Origin of the sequence: Enterobacter cloacae complex sp. P47BA (assembly GCF_014930485.1) — a bacterium.
In the GTDB taxonomy this organism is placed as follows: Bacteria; Pseudomonadota; Gammaproteobacteria; order Enterobacterales; family Enterobacteriaceae; genus Enterobacter; species Enterobacter bugandensis.
Genome location: NZ_JADBRF010000003.1, coordinates 193,236 through 208,933, shown reverse-complemented (window position 1 = coordinate 208,933; position 15,698 = coordinate 193,236). Strand labels below are relative to the sequence as shown.

Genomic DNA, 15,698 nt, shown 5'->3' with positions numbered 1-15,698 from the left:
TCATCCTCCCCGGACGTGTTTATTTTTCATCTCCGCGATCTCCTGGCATGTGATGCACAAGGCCACTCCAGGTACCGCCTTTCGACGCGCCTCAGGTATCGGCGCATCGCAGTCCTCGCACAGAAAACGCGAAGGCGATGCGGGTCGCCTGCGGGCGCTGTTAATGTGGCGCTCTCTGTCTTCCTGCTCGCGCGCCTGCGCAAGATCGATAAAATCGGCCATCAGTGCAGCTCCTGTGATTCACGCTCGTAGCGGGCTGCCTCGTGGCACAGCAGTTCGGCAACGTCCTCTCCGCTCATGCCGGTTTTGTAGATATGGCTCGCCAGCGCCTCCAGGCGCAGGGAGACCGCGAGGGCTCGCGCGCATCGTTCCTCTGTTTTAGCCTCCATCAGCAGGCGTTTCAGTTCTTCACTTCCGATCGGATAGGGGCGGTTTTCACTGTTTCGCATCACGCGTTCTCCTTAATTTCAGGCAATAGGCTGCCCGGCGGGTTTACGCCATTAGGTTTTTGGTTGGGTTATATCGGCATGGTCAGCCGTTCAGGAAATAAACTCACAACGGCACGAAAATGATTCATGGCGTTAATTAGCGCCCGTTTCTCTTCGGTCGTCAGCTCGCTGATATCGCACTCATGACGGGCGACAGGTAATCTCGCCAGGTAAAAGATGGCGGCCAGCGCCCTGCTGTTCTCCTCAAAACAGGGATCGCGCTTATCGCGCAGCTCGGCCATAAACCGTGCCAGCTCTTTTCCGCTATCGCTCCCGTATCGGGCGCGCAGTTCAGCGACGTGGTTAAGCCCGTTAAGACGTGCTCCCACGCTAAGTGGAACCCTTGCATGGGCAGCTTCTATCGCCATATCTCCCCTCGCATAAATTCACGCACGCTAATGTGCTGAAAACGCTCATAGCACGGCATTTTCCGCCGTTTGATGATTGCGATTTCACAAACCATGCTGCAAAATTCCCATTTTGATAATGTCTGCAATCATTAGCCTCTGTTTGCCAACTTCTGCCGCTGATTGCTCGAATTTGCAATGATATTAATACCCAATTGAGTATTAGTAAACACCCAAAGGAATATATTTTGATGCTGGATTCTCAAGTGAATAATGAAGAGTTACTCGATAGAATCTGTCAGGTATATGGTTTCACGCAGAAAATCCAGCTGGCCCGGCACTTTAATATCGCCGCCAGCTCGCTTCAGAACCGCTACGCGCGCGGTACCATCTCTTACGACTTCGCGGTTCAGTGCGCGCTGGACACCGGTGCCAGCTTGCGCTGGCTGATGACCGGGCAAGGTGCGCAGTTTGAAGGTAACCCCGCATCGGGCGATCCGGTTTCAGTTTCGGCATTCACACTCAGTGATGGTAAGCTGGAAGAAAATACCATTTTGAGCATCGATGCCAGTTTCTTTAGCAAACCGCTGGCTCGCGGCATCGCTGTTCGGGCGGAGGGAAAGCTTCACTTTATCGAAAAAGAGGCGTCGTTAACCGACGGCCTTTGGCTGGTCGAGATTGAAGGCACCGCCAGCATCCGCGACTTAACGCTGTTACCGGGCAAAAAACTTCACGTAGCGGGAGGTAAAGTTCCGTTTGAGTGCGGTATCAACGAGATAAAAACGGTGGGTCGCGTGGTGGGGATCTACAGCGAGGTTATTTAAGGGACAGAGCGGGAAACAGTGAAAACGAAGCCATTTTGCGTATTCGCTCTCCTGCTCATATCTCGTACCTCACAAACTGCAAATCTAAAGAAATCCCCCATCGCGCCGATCATCATCCGTGTGTATTATTTCCTGTAGCTTTTACAACAACTACCCTTAACTCAAATACTTAAGCGCCAAAGCGAAAGGCATCATGAGCACACCGATCAAACGGCTAGAAATCATTAAAAATGCCATTGAACTGGAAGATGACGACATCATCCAGAGCCAGCTGACACGCCTGAAAAATGAAGCGTTTGACGATGAGCTACAGGCAATCGTCGTGGCGCTTGAGGAGAAGAACTACACCTCTGCGATGGCGGCAATTACCGCCTGGCTGCAGGGCCAGCGCGCCGTGACCCCGTGGCGCGATCCGCAGGTGGCTGCCAGCAAGCTGGAGCTGAAAGCGCTGGAAGAGCGTCTGCGCGATCTGATTGACCGCCGCAACGCGCGCGTGCAGCAGCTCGATGAGTTCAACGATCTCTATTTCTCCCGTCTGGGCCCGCTGATGCAGCAGATCCTCGCCCTGCGTAAAACGCTGGCAGAGCTAAACCTGCGTCGTCAACAAGCGGAAGCGCGTCGTCGCGAAGAAGATTACCGTCGCTGCCAGCGCTATATGGCACAGGCGGTAGAGGTGCTGGCAACGCTCACCCAGCGCTGGCGCGATCTCCCGGCCGACTCCGTTCAGGCCGCCGAGGCGCGCAAGCATCTGGAGCAGCAAAGCAATTTGATTGCCAACCTGCTGGCTGAAGCGCTGGAGCTGGAGAGCGGCTTAACGCGCGAAGAGGAGCCTGCGCGTCAGGCACGAGACGAAGCTAACGAAGAGTACGAGAAGTATCGCGAGCAGCATCACGATGCCGAAGTGCGGCTGCGCAAGGGCAAGGATCTTTCGGAAGAGGATCGGAACGAGCTCAAGCGTCTCTGGCGTCAGGCGAGCAAGCTCTGCCACCCGGATCTGGTGGCGGACGACCTGAAAGAAGAAGCCAACGCGATGATGGTGCAGCTCAACCAGGCGAAGCAGCGTGGCGACGTTAAAACCATCCGCTCACTTGTGGCCCGCCTGCAGCAGGGCTTCGAGCCATTGATGGCAAGCGACAGGCTGAACGATCTGGAACGTATCCGCAAGAAAATGGCGCAGGTCCGCGAGCAGATCGACATCTTAGTGAACGAGCTGGCGGAACTGGAGAAAGAGGAGTCCTGGCTGCTGGTCTCGTCGCTGAACAATATGGAAGCGTACTTCGCTCAGCAGGAAAAAGCGCTAAAAGAGGTATGCGCCTCGCTCGAACACCAGGTTAACGAAGCGCAAATGGATTCGGCCGCCTGATTATTTAGCGTGCCAGTATGCGCTGGCACGCACCAGATGCTGGTCAATCGCGTTGGTTTCAAACTGGCGGCTCAGGCTTTTTACCACCTTCCCTTCTCCGGTCAGCCAGATAAAGTAACCCTCCGCCGGCACGGCCAGCGCCGCCAGACGGTCAGCCACCGCCTGCTCGCTGTGGCCCACCACCCAGGAGATGTTGAAATCACTCAGGTGCGCCAGATAGTCCTTATAAGATTCGTCACCTACGGTCACCACCGCGTGAATCTCCGGACAAACCGGCAGTTTAGCAATGCTCTCTAAACGTCGACGCAGCGCCGGCATGCCGGACTCGTCGCACACGTACAGCTGCCAGGCGTAATCCTCCGGCACTACCAGCGAACCGCGCGGGCCGCCGATCGTCAACCTGTCGCCCACCTTCGCCTCGACTGCCCAGCCGCTGGCAATCCCGCCGTCATGAATGAAGAAATCGAGCGCCAGTTCATGATTTGCCTCATCGTACAGCGGCGTATAGTCGCGCGCCTGTGGACGTACGCCGTCGCCCCAGTCGATGCCTTCATCGGTGACCTTCGGCGGGACAAACGTGGTGCCAGGTGCAGGGAAAAAGACTTTGGTGTGGTCGTCGAAGCCGCGGGAGCTAAAGCCCTCCAGCGCCTCGCCGCCTAAAACAATGCGCTGAAAGCCTGCGCTAACGCGCTCAACGCGGCGCACCGTCAGCTCGCGAAAGCGCAGGTCATTACGCACGCGCTGTGGGTAACGGGTAGATGCCATTTTTAGCCTCTTCTCTGGTAAATACGATATATCGGAATTGATTTTCAAATGATAATGATTACTAATCAGTAAAAAAGCAAGATTTTTTAGATTGCATCTGAATATATCTTAGATATAGTTTAGATATATCAAATTAAGAGACATAACATGCGACATGAACACGACGCCGGTGGACGCCGACCGCGCTTTTTCGGCCACGGCGACCTGCGACTGGTGATTCTGGATATCCTGACCCGCAGCGCCAGCCACGGCTATGAGCTGATCAAAGAGATCGAGAACCTGACCCAGGGGAACTACACGCCGAGCCCCGGTGTGATCTACCCGACGCTGGATTATCTTCAGGATCAAACCTTTATCACCATTACGGAAGAAGAGAGCGGTCGTAAGAAGATTGCGATTACCGCTGAAGGACAACGCTGGCTGGACGAAAACCGGGAACAGCTGGAACAGATCCAGGTGCGTATTAAGGCGCGCAGCGTCGGCTTTGAGCTGCGCAAAAACCCGCAGATGAAGCGGGCGCTGGATAACTTTAAAGCGGTGTTAGACCTGAAGGTAAATCAGGGAGAGCTCAGCGACGCGCAGCTCAAGCAGATTATCGGCATAATCGACCGCGCAGCGCTGGAGATCTCCCAGCTGGATTAAGCCGGCGCGTGCTCGCTCACTCGGAATACGCGTACCAGCTCTTTCAGGTGCATCGCCTGCTCGTTAAGGGATGCCGCCGCCGCGACGGACTCCTCCACCAGCGCAGAATTCTGCTGGGTGGTGGCATCAATCAGGCCAATCGCGCTGTTGATCTGCGAGATCCCTTCCGTCTGCTCGTGGCTGGCCTGGCGGATCTCGCGCAGGATCGTGTCCATCTCCTCCACGTTGCCGACCATGCCATTGATCAACGCGCTCGCTTTTTCCACCAGATTCATCCCGTCCTGGGTCTGGCTGGTGGAGCTCTCGATCAGCTCGCGAATTTCACTGGCAGACGACGCGCTCTTCTGGGCAAGCTGGCGAACCTCACCGGCAACCACCGCGAAGCCGCGGCCGTGCTCGCCCGCACGCGCCGCTTCCACCGCTGCGTTGAGCGCCAGAATGTTGGTCTGGAACGCAATGGCGTCGATCAGGTCGATAATGTCGGACATCCGGTTCGACGTCTCGTTAATCAGGCGCATTTTGCTGGTTACCTGCTTCATCATCTCCCCGTTGTTTTTGACCACCGTGGCGGCATCTGCCGAGAGATTAGTCGCTTCCCCGGTGTGCGAGGCGGTGTTTTTCACCGTCGCGGTGATCTGCTCCATCGAGGCGGCGGTCTGTTCAACGGAACTTGCCTGCTCCTCGGTGCGCGCGGCAAGGTCCTGGTTACCAGCGACAATCTGCGCGGCTGCGCTGGAGATATTCTCCGAGCCCGTTTGCACCTGCTGCACAATATCCAGCAGGCGGTTTTTCATCTCCATCAGCGCGTGCAGCAATAGGCCCGTTTCGTCTTTGCCGTGCGGCGTGATGCTGCCCGTCAGGTCGCCCTCTGAAATGGCATTGGCAAAATTCACCGCCTCGCCGAGTGGGCGGGTAATAGCGCGCACGATAAACCAGCCAATCAGGCTGCCAGCGGCGACGCTAAAGAGGGTGATCAGGATCAGTAGCAGTCGGCTGGACCTGAAGTCTCCTTCCACCTGCGCCCCCGCGCTCTGCATCTCATGGTTCTGAATCGCAATCAGCTCCTGCACTTTAGCTTTATAGGCCTGCTGCACGGTGAGGGTATGGGTCATCATCTCCTGGATAGCACCCGCACGGTCATTATTCTGCACCGCCTGCAAAATGCGATAGCGCGAGTCCAGATACTGCTGACGAACGTCGCGGATCTCGGCAAGGACCTGCTGCGATTTCGGGTCCTGCAACACCGTATTCAGCTCGCCCAAAATCACCGTGATATGCTCGCTGATCTCTTTAAGATGCTGCTGCGACTGTGCCGTGTACGTTCCCTGTTCATCCAGCAGCATGAGCTGCTGAGTGCTAATAAATTCCTGGAAGTTGTCGATTAACTGGTTCGCTTTTACCGTGGTGGGATAATCATGGGTAATGATGGATTGCATCCCGTTGTTAGCCCGGTTCAGGCTCAGTAAGGACATACTGGCGCTGATCACCATCAGGACAATAAAGAATCCAAACGCCAGAAATAATTTCGTGCCGATCTTTACGTCATGTAAGAACATATTTTCTCCATCGATGTGATTATTTCTCAGACGATCGCTGTTATCGGTAACGAATCCGCTAACTTTATGACTTTGATCGTTTTTTTATTTCATAACCATCACAATGGATAGGTAGAGGCTATTAATACCGCCACATCGATCGTTACCAGACCACCAGAACAGGGTTTTGCAAAATAGCATCGGGGAAAACTGACTTAGGCAGGAATAAATAACTGAGGCAATTTCTTTAGTTACTTAATATCTTATTAACAATAAATAACATTAATAGTCACAATCACAAATAAAAAAGCCGTTTATTCCTTACGGTATAAACGACTTTTCCGGAACATTACTGGCTCAATGGAGCACCGTCACCGCATCCTTAAGACGCCCGGCGCGGTGTTTCACCATGGCAGAGATGTGCGCGCTCTCCTCGACCAGGTCGGCATTTTTTTGCGTAATGCTGTCCAGTTCCGCCACCGCGCGGGTTAGCTCTGACAACCCGGTCGCCTGTTCGGACGTCGAGTGGCTGATCTGCGCGATGAGCTGCGTGACGTTTTTCACCTGCTCGACAATGTCATCCATCGTGCGGCCTGCGGCGTGCACCTGCTCGGAACCGGACTGTACCCTGCTGGCGCTGGCATCAATCAGCTTGCGGATATCGTTAGCCGCATTCGCGCTGCGGCTGGCAAGGTGGCGAACTTCCCCCGCGACCACGGCAAAGCCTTTCCCCTGCTCGCCGGCTCTTGCCGCTTCAACGGCCGCATTCAGCGCCAGGATATTGGTCTGGAAAGCGATGTCGTTAATCAGGGAGGTAATCGAGCCGATGCGCTGCGTGCTATCGGCGATGTCATCCATCGTTTTCACCACGGTCTGCATCGCGTTACCGCCTTTCGTCGCCGCGCTGCTCGCGGCTACGGAGAGTTTGTCCACTTCGGCGGCGGTTTCTGAGTTGCTCTGAACGGACGCGGCCATCTGGTTCATCGTTGCGACGGTCTGCTGAACGTTCGCCACGGTCTGACGCGTACGATCGTTCAGCGCTTCGTTCCCCTGCGCCAGCCTGTCGCTGCCGTCACGGACGCTCATCACCTGGCTTGAGACGTCATTGATGAGCCAGCGGCACATCAGCCCCAACTGTCCTACCGCGCGCAGGGTCAGCCCCAGCTCGTCGCTGCGGTTCAGATGCTGCACGCTGTTGCGCTCGCCGGTCGCCACCTTCAGAGCCTGATGCGCGACGTTTTCGATCGGGCGGACAATCTGTTGCTCAAACAGCAGCGTTCCCAGCAGCGTTACCACGGCGGCCGCGGCGAGCGGCACCCAGCCTGCGGAGGTGGTCACCAGGGTAGCGGCAAGCGCGGCAAAGAGCACCGCCATCACGCTGCGTACGCGCCAGCGTAGCGGCATGGAAGGAAGTTTACCCAACCAGCCCTTACGCACCACCAGTCCTTTTTGGATGCGTTTTTTACAGCTCCCGTTATTCAGCGCCCGGTAGAGCGGCTCTACGGCAGCGATCTCTTCCTCCGTGGCTTTGGTGCGGATCGACATATACCCCGTCACCTGCCCATTCCGCACCATCGGTACCGCATTCGCGCGCACCCAGTAATGATCGCCATTCTTACGTCGGTTTTTGACAATGCCACTCCACGGCTCACCCTGCTGCAGGGTGTACCACATATCGGCAAACGCCGCTTTTGGCATGTCGGGATGGCGCACCAGATTGTGCGGCTGGCCCATCAGCTCATCAAGCTGATAGCCGCTCACCTGCACAAAGGTGTCGTTCGCATGGGTCATATAGCTGTGGACGTCGGTGGTCGACATTAAGGTGGTGTCATCGTCCAGAGGATAATTATTCTGGGTGACACAGGAAGGAGAAGACATGACGGGCATTCCTTGCAGGTTATTCGAATGTTAATTTTGTGGTTTATTGTTTTTTCGGCGGTAAACAATTTATCTTTAGTTGTTAAACTTGATGGAGATCGCAGATTTCACTTAAACCGCACTTTTTGTGAGATTTTATAATTCATTGATTCCAAATACTTTCGCAAAGAAATTACCTATAAAGCATGACCTGTTAACGCCCACTTAAGCCGCAAGCCATGCACTCCTTTAGTGCAATTGCCTTTTTATGCACCTGAGAATGCGGGTTGCCCTGTACCCCTAAATCCCGTTTCGATTGCTCCGGCATGATTAAATATTGCGCAACATAATTTTAACCTGGCGTTTATCCCGATTTTCGTTAAGTCATCTGAAGTGGCGTAATCCCTGCAATACTTAACTCAGTATCATGTGATACGCGATCCCCGGGAGCATATTTTGAACAGGTTACCTTCCAGCGCCTCGGCTCTTGCCTGTACCGCGCACGCACTGAATCTCATTGAGAAGCGAACGCTCGATCATGAGGAGATGAAACAACTTAACCGAGAGGTCATTGATTACTTTAAAGAGCATGTGAATCCTGGTTTTCTGGAGTATCGCAAATCTGTTACCGCCGGCGGGGATTACGGAGCCGTAGAGTGGCAAGCGGGAAGTCTTAATACGCTTGTCGACACCCAGGGACAGGAGTTCATAGATTGCCTGGGTGGTTTCGGTATCTTCAACGTGGGGCACCGTAATCCAGTAGTGGTTTCCGCCGTACAGAATCAACTTGCGAAACAACCTCTCCATAGCCAGGAACTGCTCGACCCGCTTCGCGCCATGCTCGCGAAAACGCTGGCGGCCTTAACGCCCGGCAAACTGAAATACAGCTTCTTCAGCAACAGCGGCACGGAATCGGTCGAAGCGGCGATTAAGCTCGCCAAAGCGTACCAGTCGCCGCGCGGGAAATTCACCTTTATCGCCACCAGCGGCGCGTTCCACGGTAAATCCCTGGGCGCACTGTCGGCGACCGCCAAATCCACCTTCCGCAAACCGTTTATGCCGCTGCTGCCGGGCTTCCGCCACGTGCCGTTCGGTGACATTAACGCCATGCGCACCGTGCTGAGTGAATGCCGTAAAACCGGCGATGACGTGGCGGCGGTGATCCTGGAGCCGATTCAGGGTGAAGGCGGCGTCATCCTCCCTCCGCAGGGCTATCTGCCCGCCGTGCGACAGCTGTGCGATGAGTTTGGCGCGCTGCTGATCCTCGACGAAGTCCAGACCGGGATGGGGCGCACCGGCAAGATGTTTGCCTGCGAGCACGAGAACGTTCAGCCGGACATCCTGTGCTTGGCGAAAGCGTTGGGCGGCGGCGTGATGCCGATTGGTGCGACGGTGGCGACGGAAGAGGTGTTCTCGGTGCTGTTCGACAACCCGTTCCTGCATACCACCACCTTTGGCGGTAACCCGCTGGCCTGCGCGGCGGCGCTGGCGACCATCAACGTGCTGCTGGAGCAAAACCTGCCTGCGCAGGCGGAGCAGAAAGGCGACATGCTGCTGGACGGCTTCCGCCAGCTGGGCCGGGAATACCCGGACCTTGTGCAGGAGGCGCGCGGCAAAGGGATGCTCATGGCAATCGAGTTTGTGGACAACGAAATCGGCTACAGCTTCGCGAGCGAGATGTTCCGCCAGCGGGTGCTGGTGGCCGGGACGCTCAACAACTCGAAAACCATCCGCATTGAGCCACCGCTGACGTTGACGATTGAGCAGTGTGAGCAGGTGCTGAAAGCGGCGCGCAAAGCGCTGGCAGCCCTGCGCGTAAGCGTGGAAGAGGCATAATAATGAGCCCCCTGTTTAGTGGGGGCTCCTGTTATTTCTTAACGTAATAAAATAATGATTACGGCAACATTTACCACAACCGTAAATAACTCAGGCACTGATAATAGTTATTCAAACAGCGCTCGCATGCCTCGCTACTGATATCACCGTTTTCACATATTATATATTCAAATAAATTAATATAACCCCGACAAATAGGTTCCCATAGATTAAGATTATTTTAATCATAAATTAAGAAGTTCTAATAAGAAACACCGAATAAATCGATTGCATTAGCTTCGACACATTTCTACCATGTGAAGATGAAATTATAAATTACAATAACGAAATGTCTAATATAATATTTTTTACTGTTGATATTTTTGGATGTATAGCAAGGCCTTTCTGGTATTCCAGATATTATTAACGTTAATTTTGTTTTAAAAAAGGATTTCTATGAAAAAGCAATTGTTGGGTATGGCTGTGACTGCAGCGTTATTGGGCGGGCTGGCGATGAACGCTCAGGCCGATACCGTAACCGTCTCCGGCGGTACGGTGAACTTCGTCGGTCAGGTGGTTAACGCCGCGTGTTCCGTTGCGGCTGATTCCGTCGATCAGACCGTCATTCTGAGCCAGGTCCGTACTGTCAAACTGACCGCAGCCGGTATGCAGGCAAATCAAAAAGAAGATTTCAGCATCGTGCTGGAAGATTGCGACACGACCGTCAGCCAAAACGCTGCGGTCATCTTTAACGGTCAGCAGGATGCCGCTCAGGTGGGCTCCCTGGCGAATACCGCAGGCGCAGGTGCCGCCACCAACGTTGCTCTGCAGCTGTTTGGCCCAGATGGCAACAGGCTGAATCTGGGTGAGACGTCCTCCTCCACAAAACTCATCAACGGCGAAAATATCATTCCTCTGAGCGTGGACTACATCGCGACGGGAGCCGCAACACCCGGTAACGTCTCATCCACGGCAACATTCCAGATGGTTTACTCCTGATTCGCTAACGTCTGTAACACCTCTCTGACGGAGAGGTGTTACACGTTCAACGGGAATTCAGCGAATGATGAAGCATGCCACTCAATACGTATTACTCGCTCTGGGCCTGCTAGCGTGTGCTTCACTGCGTGCTGTGGCGAGTGAAGATGGGCAGGTCACCTTTATGGGTCAGGTCGTTAATGCCGCCTGTACCGTGAGCACCGACAGCCAGGATCAGGTCGTTCACATGGGACAGGTACGTAGCAGCCAGTTCATCTCGACCGGGGACTGGGCTATGCCAACGCCTTTTCAAATCAAACTTGAAGAGTGTGATGCCAGCGTAAGCCAACGTGCTGGCGTGCTTTTTTACGGAGAGACGGCGTTAAAAGATCCCCAGATCTTTCATGCCGGCAAAGGTGCAGGAGCCGCGAAGGGTATTGGGATAGGTATTTTTGATGCGACAGGTCATCTGCTCATTCCGGGTACCACGCCCCTCTGGAAAGCTCCCCTCCGAGGGGGTGAGAACGTGCTGAGATTCATCGCGAAATATCGGTCGACAGCCCCTCACGTGCAGGCAGGAAATGCCGATGCGCAGATCTGGTTTAACGTCATCTATCAATAAAATGCATAAAGTCGTCTCATTGAGAGAATAAAGAGAAAATGAAAGGATTCATGATTAATCAATTACGTGCTGGCTTATTCATGGCCGCAACGTTTACGCTTACAGTAGGTATTACGGCTGATGTATATGCCGGCGGCATCGCCCTGGGAGCCACTCGTGTCATTTATCCTCAAGGTGATAAACAGGCATCACTGCCTGTTATTAACTCGTCAAGTAATAATACATTCCTGATTCAGACTTGGGTGGCCAATGCTGAGGGTGTAAAATCTTCTGATTTTATTATTACGCCTCCGCTGTTTGTTATACATCCTAAAAAAGAAAATACGTTACGTATTATGTATGCGGGGCCTGACCTGCCCACCGATCGTGAAAGCGTATTTTATCTGAACAGCAAAGCAATCCCCTCTATTGATAAAAGTAAGCTGAATGGAAACACGCTGCAGATTGCCACGCAAAGCGTAATAAAACTGTTTGTCCGCCCGAAAAAATTGGCGTCTCTCTCCGCCGATGCGCCCAAAACACTCTCCTGCCAGACAGCCAACGGCAAAGTGTCCATTAAAAATCCGTCACCCTATTACGTTTCGCTTGTGCAGTTTTTCGTCGGTGATACACAGCTGCCAAATTCGATGGTGGCCCCCTTCAACACCCTTACCTTACCTGTTCCAGGTGGTGGTGCCGGGCGCGTCAGGTTCCAGACGGTGAACGATTTTGGCGCTAATACACCTGCACAAACGTGTTCTTGATAACAGACTGGAAACCACGGTCTGCGCGTTAAACAAGCAGACAAAAAGTGCCTTGCCATGGATAGCAGGAAAAGTAGATGAAGCGTAACGATTCACCGGCTCCAGACAAAGCCTATGTAACCTCGCTGACGCCCGTGGCAGTAGCCGTTACGGCACTTCTCGCACTTACCGAAGCGCGCGCAGAGTATTTTTTCAATCCCGCCTTTTTGTCAGGCGATCCTTCAGCGGTTGCCGATCTGTCGCGTTTTTCCACTAACGGTCAGGCCCCCGGCGTCTACCGCGTGGATATATGGCTGAATGAGCACTTTATCGCTACGCGCGATATCACCTTCGGGGTCCGGAAAGTGAAAGATAACGCCCCGGCAAAATCGACGGATGACACTGGCCTTGTCGCCTGCCTGTCGGCGAAGTCACTTGAGAATATGGGGGTCAACCTTCAGGCCCTCTCTTTACAGGCATCGGTGCAAAAAGATAACTGTATTGATGTGGCGGGCGCCATTCCAGATGCCACCACCACGTTTGATTTTGAAAAGCTCAGACTGGATATCAGCATCCCCCAGGTTGCCATGAGAAACAATGCGCGTGGCTATATTCCTCCCGACCAGTGGGATGAGGGGATTAACGCGCTCCTGCTTAATTATAATTTTTCCGGATCGCGCAGTCGCGATCGCGGAACCGATAATGGAACCAGCAATAACGCCTTTCTCGGCCTTAACAGCGGGTTAAATATCGGCCCGTGGCGTTTGCGTGACAATGCCTCCTGGAACCATTCCAGCAGCGCTCAGGGCGAAAGCGATAGCTGGCAGCATATCAGCACCTATGCGGAGCGTGCGGTTATCCCTCTTAAGGGAAGGTTGACGCTGGGAGACAGCTATACGCCTTCAGATGTCTTTGACAGCCTGCCCTTTCGCGGTGCGCAAATCGCCTCTGATGACAATATGCTGCCGGACAGCATGAAGGGCTTTGCGCCAACCATTCGCGGAATCGCGAAAAGTCATGCCCAGGTCACCATCAGGCAGAACGGCTACGTCATTTATCAAAGCTACGTGCCGCCCGGCGCATTCGCGATCAACGACCTTTTCCCCACCTCATCCAGCGGTGACTTAATGGTCGAAGTCAAAGAGGCAGACGGCAGCATCAATAGTTACTCCGTGCCCTATTCCGCAGTGCCCATTTTGCAGCGAGAAGGACGGCTAAAATACGCCCTGACGGCGGCTGAATACCGTAGCAGCGGTAGCCAGCAGGATGACGTTGAGTTTATTCAGGGCTCCCTGATCTGGGGGCTTCCTCACGGCCTTACCGCGTACGGCGGATCGCAATTGACCCGGGACTACACTGCCGCCGCATTGGGCGCAGGGCTAAACATGGGGGAGGCAGGAGCCCTCTCTTTTGACGTGACGCACGCGAAAAGCCTCCTCGCCGATGGCAGCAGTCACTCCGGACAGTCCATTCGTTTTCTGTACGCGAAATCCTTAAACGCCATTGGCACAAACTTTCAGCTGCTGGGCTATCGCTACTCCACCTCCGGGTTTTACACCCTGGATGAAACCGCCTACAGACAAATGCGGGGCTACAAAGGCGAGGACCAGGAGGATAGCGCGCAAACCCTCTGGATGGATTACTACAACCTTTACTACACCAAACGCGGCAAGGTGCAGTTCAATCTCTCTCAGCAATTGCCTGGTTCGGGCTCTGTTTATATTACCGGTAGCCAGCAAAGCTACTGGCACACGGATGAGAAAAACACGCTTCTCCAGATTGGATACAGCGGAACCTGGGCAGACGTCTCCTGGAGCCTCTCCTATAACTACAATAAAGCCCCCGGCATGTCGGGAAGCGATGAAATCTACGCGCTGAATATATCGCTGCCATTAAGCCAGTGGTTATCCCCACAAAATGAAGTGGGACAAAAACATAATTATGCCTATGCAACCTATAGCCTGAGCACAAACAAACAGGGGGACACGTCCCAGAACGCAGGGGTAAACGGCACGCTGCTGGAGGACAACAACCTCAGCTACAGCGTGCAGCAAGGCTATACCCGCCATGGCTCGCACGCTCAGGGGGCGAGCAGCATGGAATATGACGGCGCATATGGTAATGCCAGCGTCGGGTATAACTATAGTCAAAACGGGGACTATCAGCAGGTCAACTACGGGTTAAATGGCGGTGTTATCGCGCACCGCAACGGCATCACCCTGAGCCAGCCTCTGGGCGATACCAACGTGCTCATTGCTGCGCCGGGAGCAAAAGAGGTCAAGATTGAAAATGAACCCGGCATCCATACGGACTGGCGCGGTTATGCCGTTGTTCCCTACGCCTCTTCCTATCGCCTCAATCGCATGGCACTGGATACCAACTCGCTGGCCGACGATGTGGATATTGACGATGCGGTGACGCACGTTGTGCCGACACGAGGTGCCGTTGTGCGCGCGACGTTCAAAGCGCGTCCCGGAACGCGCGCCTTAATGACCCTGCTCTATCGTGGAAAACCCGTCCCTTTCGGCGCCATGGTGACCCGTGACGACGGTGGCAGCAACACGATTGTCGGTGAAGAGGGTGAGACCTATCTGTCCGGCCTGAACCCAACGGGAACGCTGAATATTCAATGGGGAGAAGGTGCAAACCGGCAGTGTACGGCGAGATATCAACTACCGGAAAGTAAAGCGCCGCTGGTACGGCTGAAAATGGAGTGTTTATAAATGAAGCTATGGATAATGTTAATCAGCGTAGCGGGGCTGGCGTTTAGCGGTAATGGCCTCGCCAAAACCTGCGTTAACGCCAATGGCAGCATTTCCATCGTTAACTACGACCTGACCACTACACTCACGACCGATCAGAATCGCCCCGGTAGCGGTACAGAATTAGAGAAAAGTCAGGATGTTAATATCGGTGCCAGATGTCCGGCGGGGGACTGGGACAAACGAACCTATCGTACTTACCTGAGCCCATATCCCGTCATCAAAACCGAAGGCGAATGGAAGTATCTGCAGCTTGATCCGGATTACATCATTGGGGCCATGAAAATTCACGATGCCACCATCGGCGATTTCTATCCGCCAGTTGAATATGTGCATATGGGCGGCCATGACGAAGTCGATACGGGAGGGGTATTCCCCGTCAACGACAGTCATCTTGTGTTCAGGCTGCAAATTGTAAAACCCTTTATCGGCACCGTCGTGATCCCCTCAAGGCTCATGTTTAACGTCTATATCACCACAACGGATCATGAGCCGGTTAATACGGTTGTTTATAAAATCATCTACAGCGGGGTGATTAGCGTTCCGCAAAACTGCGTCATCAACGCCGGGCAAACCGTCACGGTGGATCTGGGTAAACTCTACCACGGTGATTTCAGACAGGCGGGGCAGATGCCCGATAATGTCCGTCCAAAAACCTTTAACGTTCCGGTCGAATGCAATGGGGACGTTGAATCTCCCGCGCAGTTAACGCTGCGCTTAACGGGCACGGCGGACAGTCGTTATCCACAGGCGCTGGCTACGGACAATCCGGACGTGGGGGTCGTCGTCACCCGTGAGGACGGCACGCCCCTTACGCCGAACGTCTTTTCAAGTAACGCGCCCTTCGAGACGGATATCTCTGGAAAAGCCAACGTGACGCTGCAAGCGTATCCAATCAGCACCACGGGTCTTTCTCCCGAGCTGGGTGTTTTCACCGCTCTGGCACTGTTACGCATTGATTTCGCCTGAGGATAAATG

General features: G+C 54.1%; 15 protein-coding genes. 9 read left to right on the top strand and 6 right to left on the bottom strand.

What is annotated here, in order from left to right; translation table 11 throughout:
• From IM299_RS05780 to IM299_RS05770, 3 genes are all read right to left on the bottom strand, one after another.
• Complete coding sequence (locus tag IM299_RS05780; protein ID WP_041908022.1) at window positions 1–222, bottom strand: TraR/DksA family transcriptional regulator; 222 nt, start codon at window positions 220–222, stop codon at window positions 1–3.
• Complete coding sequence (locus tag IM299_RS05775) at window positions 222–449, bottom strand: DUF2732 family protein (RefSeq protein WP_041908021.1); 228 nt, start codon at window positions 447–449, stop codon at window positions 222–224. The genes IM299_RS05780 and IM299_RS05775 overlap by 1 nt, the downstream gene beginning before the upstream one ends.
• 68 nt (window positions 450–517) lie before the next feature.
• Entirely contained in the window at window positions 518–856 is a 339-nt protein-coding gene (locus tag IM299_RS05770) for a DUF5347 domain-containing protein (protein ID WP_048958928.1), read from the bottom strand.
• 227 nt (window positions 857–1,083) lie between these two features.
• On the opposite strand from IM299_RS05770, the gene IM299_RS05765 reads away from it, so the two are divergent.
• Entirely contained in the window at window positions 1,084–1,659 is a 576-nt protein-coding gene (locus IM299_RS05765; RefSeq protein WP_163332905.1) for a phage repressor protein CI, read from the top strand.
• Between the two features lie 193 nt (window positions 1,660–1,852).
• Window positions 1,853–3,022: a DNA repair protein gene (locus IM299_RS05760; protein ID WP_048957239.1), complete on the top strand. Its 1,170-nt coding sequence runs from the start codon at window positions 1,853–1,855 to the stop codon at window positions 3,020–3,022.
• Here the strand turns inward: IM299_RS05760 and IM299_RS05755 are convergent, their stop codons facing one another.
• Complete coding sequence (locus tag IM299_RS05755) at window positions 3,023–3,787, bottom strand: siderophore-interacting protein (protein WP_048957238.1); 765 nt, start codon at window positions 3,785–3,787, stop codon at window positions 3,023–3,025.
• A 147-nt stretch (window positions 3,788–3,934) separates the two neighbouring features.
• Here IM299_RS05755 and IM299_RS05750 point away from each other — a divergent pair, with 147 nt between their 5' ends.
• Window positions 3,935–4,429 (top strand): PadR family transcriptional regulator, encoded by a 495-nt coding sequence (locus IM299_RS05750; RefSeq protein ID WP_048957237.1) that lies wholly within the window; start codon window positions 3,935–3,937, stop codon window positions 4,427–4,429.
• Here IM299_RS05750 and IM299_RS05745 read toward each other — a convergent pair.
• Complete coding sequence (locus tag IM299_RS05745) at window positions 4,426–5,985, bottom strand: methyl-accepting chemotaxis protein (protein WP_028014479.1); 1,560 nt, start codon at window positions 5,983–5,985, stop codon at window positions 4,426–4,428. The genes IM299_RS05750 and IM299_RS05745 overlap by 4 nt on opposite strands.
• Before the next feature lie 336 nt (window positions 5,986–6,321).
• Window positions 6,322–7,842, bottom strand: a complete 1,521-nt coding sequence (locus IM299_RS05740; protein ID WP_045631367.1) for a PAS domain-containing methyl-accepting chemotaxis protein — start codon at window positions 7,840–7,842, stop codon at window positions 6,322–6,324.
• A gap of 435 nt (window positions 7,843–8,277) precedes the next feature.
• On the opposite strand from IM299_RS05740, the gene ygjG reads away from it, so the two are divergent.
• From ygjG to IM299_RS05710, 6 genes are all read left to right on the top strand, one after another.
• On the top strand, window positions 8,278–9,657 hold the full coding sequence (gene ygjG / locus IM299_RS05735) for a putrescine aminotransferase (RefSeq protein ID WP_042715413.1): 1,380 nt from the start codon (window positions 8,278–8,280) through the stop codon (window positions 9,655–9,657).
• A 435-nt stretch (window positions 9,658–10,092) separates the two neighbouring features.
• Window positions 10,093–10,635: a fimbrial protein BcfA gene (locus tag IM299_RS05730; protein WP_048957236.1), complete on the top strand. Its 543-nt coding sequence runs from the start codon at window positions 10,093–10,095 to the stop codon at window positions 10,633–10,635.
• Between the two features lie 64 nt (window positions 10,636–10,699).
• Window positions 10,700–11,236: a fimbrial protein gene (locus tag IM299_RS05725; protein ID WP_227013041.1), complete on the top strand. Its 537-nt coding sequence runs from the start codon at window positions 10,700–10,702 to the stop codon at window positions 11,234–11,236.
• A gap of 80 nt (window positions 11,237–11,316) precedes the next feature.
• A complete protein-coding gene (locus IM299_RS05720) occupies window positions 11,317–11,979 on the top strand; it encodes a fimbria/pilus periplasmic chaperone (RefSeq protein ID WP_048957344.1) in 663 nt (220 codons plus the stop codon).
• Between the two features lie 77 nt (window positions 11,980–12,056).
• On the top strand, window positions 12,057–14,681 hold the full coding sequence (locus tag IM299_RS05715) for a fimbrial biogenesis usher protein (protein ID WP_193357146.1): 2,625 nt from the start codon (window positions 12,057–12,059) through the stop codon (window positions 14,679–14,681).
• On the top strand, window positions 14,682–15,689 hold the full coding sequence (locus IM299_RS05710; RefSeq protein ID WP_041908003.1) for a fimbrial protein: 1,008 nt from the start codon (window positions 14,682–14,684) through the stop codon (window positions 15,687–15,689). It begins immediately after the preceding gene.
• Window positions 15,690–15,698 lie beyond the last annotated feature (9 nt).

Coding starts and splice junctions, on each gene's coding strand:
- IM299_RS05780 (WP_041908022.1), bottom strand. CDS start 222: ATGGCCGATTTTATCGATCTTGCGCAGGCGCGCGAGCAGGAAGACAGA.
- IM299_RS05740 (WP_045631367.1), bottom strand. CDS start 7,842: ATGTCTTCTCCTTCCTGTGTCACCCAGAATAATTATCCTCTGGACGAT.
- IM299_RS05775 (WP_041908021.1), bottom strand. CDS start 449: ATGCGAAACAGTGAAAACCGCCCCTATCCGATCGGAAGTGAAGAACTG.
- IM299_RS05760 (WP_048957239.1), top strand. CDS start 1,853: ATGAGCACACCGATCAAACGGCTAGAAATCATTAAAAATGCCATTGAA.
- IM299_RS05720 (WP_048957344.1), top strand. CDS start 11,317: ATGGCCGCAACGTTTACGCTTACAGTAGGTATTACGGCTGATGTATAT.
- IM299_RS05730 (WP_048957236.1), top strand. CDS start 10,093: ATGAAAAAGCAATTGTTGGGTATGGCTGTGACTGCAGCGTTATTGGGC.
- IM299_RS05725 (WP_227013041.1), top strand. CDS start 10,700: ATGATGAAGCATGCCACTCAATACGTATTACTCGCTCTGGGCCTGCTA.
- IM299_RS05745 (WP_028014479.1), bottom strand. CDS start 5,985: ATGTTCTTACATGACGTAAAGATCGGCACGAAATTATTTCTGGCGTTT.
- IM299_RS05710 (WP_041908003.1), top strand. CDS start 14,682: ATGAAGCTATGGATAATGTTAATCAGCGTAGCGGGGCTGGCGTTTAGC.
- IM299_RS05750 (WP_048957237.1), top strand. CDS start 3,935: ATGCGACATGAACACGACGCCGGTGGACGCCGACCGCGCTTTTTCGGC.
- IM299_RS05770 (WP_048958928.1), bottom strand. CDS start 856: ATGGCGATAGAAGCTGCCCATGCAAGGGTTCCACTTAGCGTGGGAGCA.
- IM299_RS05755 (WP_048957238.1), bottom strand. CDS start 3,787: ATGGCATCTACCCGTTACCCACAGCGCGTGCGTAATGACCTGCGCTTT.
- IM299_RS05715 (WP_193357146.1), top strand. CDS start 12,057: ATGAAGCGTAACGATTCACCGGCTCCAGACAAAGCCTATGTAACCTCG.